General features: G+C 61.1%; 4 protein-coding genes. All 4 read left to right on the top strand.

Annotation, left to right across the window (positions count from 1 at the left end; all coding sequences use genetic code 11):
• Positions 1-566: 566 nt before the first annotated feature.
• Entirely contained in the window at positions 567-1,514 is a 948-nt protein-coding gene (locus AC1DSN_RS19105; RefSeq protein ID WP_477332247.1) for a helix-turn-helix domain-containing protein, read from the top strand.
• 153 nt (positions 1,515-1,667) lie between these two features.
• Positions 1,668-2,414, top strand: a complete 747-nt coding sequence (locus AC1DSN_RS19100) for an SDR family NAD(P)-dependent oxidoreductase (RefSeq protein WP_477332245.1) — start codon at positions 1,668-1,670, stop codon at positions 2,412-2,414.
• 124 nt (positions 2,415-2,538) lie between these two features.
• Entirely contained in the window at positions 2,539-3,036 is a 498-nt protein-coding gene (locus tag AC1DSN_RS19095; RefSeq protein ID WP_477332243.1) for a DUF302 domain-containing protein, read from the top strand.
• Between the two features lie 19 nt (positions 3,037-3,055).
• The coding region (locus tag AC1DSN_RS19090; protein WP_477332241.1) for an FUSC family protein at positions 3,056-4,301 on the top strand (1,246 nt) is incomplete at its 3' end.

The following is a 4,301-nucleotide window of genomic DNA, read 5'->3' as shown; positions in this document are numbered from 1 at the left end:
GGCCTGTGGCATGCAGCGGTGGTCGGGCTGCTGGCCAACGTACTTGGAACGGCCTCTACGCCGTGCCGCTTCGACGCCTCTCGGTTTCCACGCACGCCCGCAAGACCAAAGCTGTCGCCTTGGTAGAAGACGGCGAACCCCTAACGCACCTATATTCAGTAAAGCGTGTCACAAGTACGTCCAATGGATCGCACAGGCAAGACAACGTCCGCGACTCCCATCGGGTCAGGTCACACGATATGGATGCTTGATCCGATCTGGACTCCGGGGCGGATGTGTAGGACAGGCAAGCGGCGACATCTGATGGATCGGATGAGCGTCAGAGGGGTGATTTACCCGAACAACGCATCCCAACCCACGGCTATGGCAGTAGCCCCGTAGGCGGATTGACTGAGAAACACTTTTGCCGAATCATGCCCATCGACATCGTTTGCCAATGTTGGGGGGATAGGCTTCACCCTGTGTGCCTTTACCCTGGCAGGAGCGGCGAAACGCCGTCAATCCCGGAAAAGGACTAGTCGACCTTCGATGCACACCTGGTCGCGCCTGAAGCGAGAGAAGGCACCATGACTACGAACGAGGTTGCACACCGCTTCCGGCTCAAGGCCGTTCCGACCCTGCGCTCAAGCATGCCGGCCAAGTCACCCATCACCATCTCAAGGGTTCGCTGTGACGAGCCCGATCACGGCCCGTCACGCGCCGTACCGATTGAAGACGCCTACGCAGCAAATATTGTTGTCAAGGATTTGGTGTCTGCAGACATCCAAGTTCTTGGCAAGACGGTCAAGCGGGGCGGCAGCGCTGCAGCGGGGCTCTATCTATTCAATTTCCAGAGCGACCCCATCAGCATATTCCGCTCGCCCTTCGACTTCGTGCGGTTTTACATTTCCCGCGCATCGCTGGAGGAGCTCGCGCGCGACGCGGGCGTGACGATGACGGGCAGCCTCTCACGCCCGGAGTTCGGCACGCTGGATCCCGTGCTCTACAACCTCGCCCTTGCGATGCTGCCGGCGCTCGACCGCCCCGACGAACCGARCCAGCTCTTCGTCGACCAGATCGCCCTGGCGTTCCATGCCCATGTGGTCCTCAACTACTCGGGCCCGTGCACGGACCTCGTGCGGAGGCGCGCTAAACTGTCGCCATGGCAGGCAAAACTGGCCACCGACCTCATCGCATCCCGACTCGATGGGAAGCTCTCCATCGCCGAATTGGCGTCTGCCTGCGGCCTGTCGCAAAGCCACTTCTCGCGAGCGTTCTTCCACACTCTGGGCGTTCCGCCCCACCGGTGGCTGCTTGCCAGCCGGGTGGAACACGCCAAGCAGCTGATTTCGTCGGGTGCGTTGCCGCTGACCGACGTCGCAAGGGCGTGCGGTTTTGCCTCGCAGAGTCACTTCACTCGTGTTTTCACGGGGCTGACCGGCATGCCACCCGGTAAGTGGGGACGCATGCGCCGGCGGCTCGGCGCGTTCGAAGTCAACGTGACCGGCGGGTCCTTCGATCACCGCGCCCAGTGATTTTGACCGTCCTTCGGCAATCGGATTGAGCAAAGCGTTTGGTTTGCTGCTATCGAACCGAGCGTTGAGTGCCGACGATAGAAGGCGGATGAGGATGTCCATCGTTCGCGACCGGTGCACCGAACGCCTTCTTTCACTCACGGGAGAGCTCCGATGACGCTGGTTCTCAAAGGGAAGGTCGCCCTCGTAACGGGAGGCACGCGCGGCATCGGTCGGGCGATTGCGCTTCGTCTGGCAAAGATGGGCGCCGACGTCGTCATTACCTACACCCACAGTGCCCAGGTTGCAGACGCGATAGTCAACGAGCTGTCAGCAGGTGGCAACCGAGCGCGGGCTTATCGTGCAGACCAGGGCGACCGCATCCAGGTTGAAGACATGGTCGAATGGGTGCGCGCGGATCTAGGGCGCCTTGACGTCGTGGTCAACAACGCTGGCATCTTCGACATGGGCCCCATTTGCGAACAAGGCGATGACGATCGGCTAGAGCGCGTCTTTGCCATCAACGCCGAAGGAACTATTGCGACGATCCGCGCCGCGGCTCGCATCATGGAAAACCATGGCCGCATCATCAACATTTCTTCGTCTTCGGCCACGCGCGTGGGCGCGGTGGGGCTTGCCGACTACGCTTCGAGTAAAGCAGCGGTCGAGGGGTTTACCAAAGGAGCTGCCTGGGATCTCGCCAAGCGCGCCATCACGGTCAATGCCCTGTCGGTGGGACCGGTTGAGACGGACATGAACCCGCTCAATACTGACATGGCTGCATGGCTGCAGTCACTGACAGCCGTTGGCCGCTACGGGCGCGTTGACGAAATCGCCTCGGTTGTCGCGTTCCTCGCATCGCCCGAGTCAAGCTTCGTCACCGGGGCCGTCATCGCCGTCGATGGCGGCATGAATGCTTAACGGCCGGACTTTTCTGCGGAGTCGCTTTCTTGCGGCGCAGGAACGGGACAAAACGATGGCTAGCATCAAGCCGAGTTCGCCGGACTCCCCCTACCATGTCTAGATACATCAATCGGAGCCGACAATGTCCTATGGAACCGAGCAGATCACGGTCACTCGCATCGCCAAGGTCACCGATCTGCCCTATGAGCTCGCGACGGCCCGCTTTGAACACACGCTCGGCCATTGGAACGATGCCGACGGCATGGCGTTCGTCAAGCGCAAGGCACCATGGCTGGAAGTCCAGGCCCGAATCTGGACGGTGGCCAACCCCCATGGCCTGATGATCTTCCATAAGGTCGACCAGGGCGCACTGACGTCGCTGTCGGGCAAGGTCAAGCAGTGTGCGCTGTACCTTGTAGGCAATCCCGACACAGCCAATAGCATCATCGACATCGACCTACGCGGCTCGATGTACGTCCCCTTTCGTGTCTGCATCCTCCAGGAACACGAAGCGTCCGTGGCGACGATTTTTTATGACAAGCCGTCCTCCTTCCTCGCCCAGTTCCCTGAACCGGGCCTCGCAGACATTGGCCAGGATCTTGACCGCAAGATTGCCGCTGTGGTCAGCCTTGTCAAGTGATCAATGACGGCCTGAGCCGATGACGTCGCGAAGTTTTGTCTTCGGGTTCAACTGCTATCTCGCGTCCATAGCAGCGCTGTTCATTGCCTTCAGTTTCGAGTTGCCCAATCCCTGGTGGGCCGTCATCACCGTTTTCTTGACCAGCCAGCCCTCGATTGAGGGCGCGGTCTGGGCCAAGGCAGCGTTTCGCGTGGTGGGCACCGTCATCGGACTCATCGCTGCGCTAGCCATTATCCCCAACACGGTCGACGCGCCGGAACTGATGCTCATAGCGCTTGCCAGCTGGCTTGCACTCTGCGTCTATGTCTCCTTGCAAGACCGCACGCCGAGAAGTTACCTACCGCTGTTGGCAGGTTACGGCGCCATCCTCGTCGGCTTGCCGGTCATCGACAACCCCGTCAACATCTTCACGACGGCTATTGCCCGCACTGAAGAAATCCTGATCGGGGTTGTGTGCGCATCGCTCGCCCACGCGCTGATCCTACCTAGGAGTGTGCATGCGGTCCTAGGTGCCAAAGTCCAAGGTGCGATAGAAGGTGCGCGGGGGGCCATCACCAAAGTCATTGACGGGGCCACCGCGCCGGCCGACGAACTCAGCCGGTTGCGCTTTGCCACTGCGACAGTCGATGTCGCCCTGCAGGCCTCGGTGCTCGCCTTTGAATCGCCCCGGGGCCAAAGCCGAGCACCGGCTGCCAAGGCTCTTGCTGAGCGCCTTGCAGCCCTATTGCCCCTGCTCTCTGCCGTCGACGACCGCCTGAGCCAACTACCTGCCCGGGACCGAAGCCCTGCCCTTAAAGAAGCGCTCGCTAGGGCGAGGGACTGGTTTGAGGGTGACGGGCTTGACGCATTTGGACTTCGTGCACTCAAAGCATTACTGCGCGCAACTGTGCCGGCTGCAACGGCCACGACAGGATGGACCGCACTTGTCGAAATCAGCCTTGCAGAACGCATGGGCGAGCTAGCCGTCGCATGGCACGAGTGCCTGCATCTGGCCGACGCACTGGCAACGCCCGACCGTGATATGAGCCCGACGGCGGCACGTCTGGTTGAACACTCCCCGGTCTTGAGTCTGCACGTCGACCAGGCCGTAGCTGCCTGGTCTGCGCTCAATGCTGCCATCGCCGTTCTGGTGTGTGGCGGATTGGCTCTTTGGATTCAGTGGCCTCCAGCGACTGTCGGCATCGGCATCGCCGCCGTACTCACGTCGCTCTTTGCCGCCTTCGACGACCCGACCCCCGTCATGCGCAAGATGCTGGTCTGGACAC

The sequence above is a fragment of the Luteibacter sp. P4_D7_3 genome (assembly GCF_056401735.1).
Note: the sequence above shows the minus strand (reverse complement) of the source record. Positions and strands in the feature narration are given on the sequence as shown.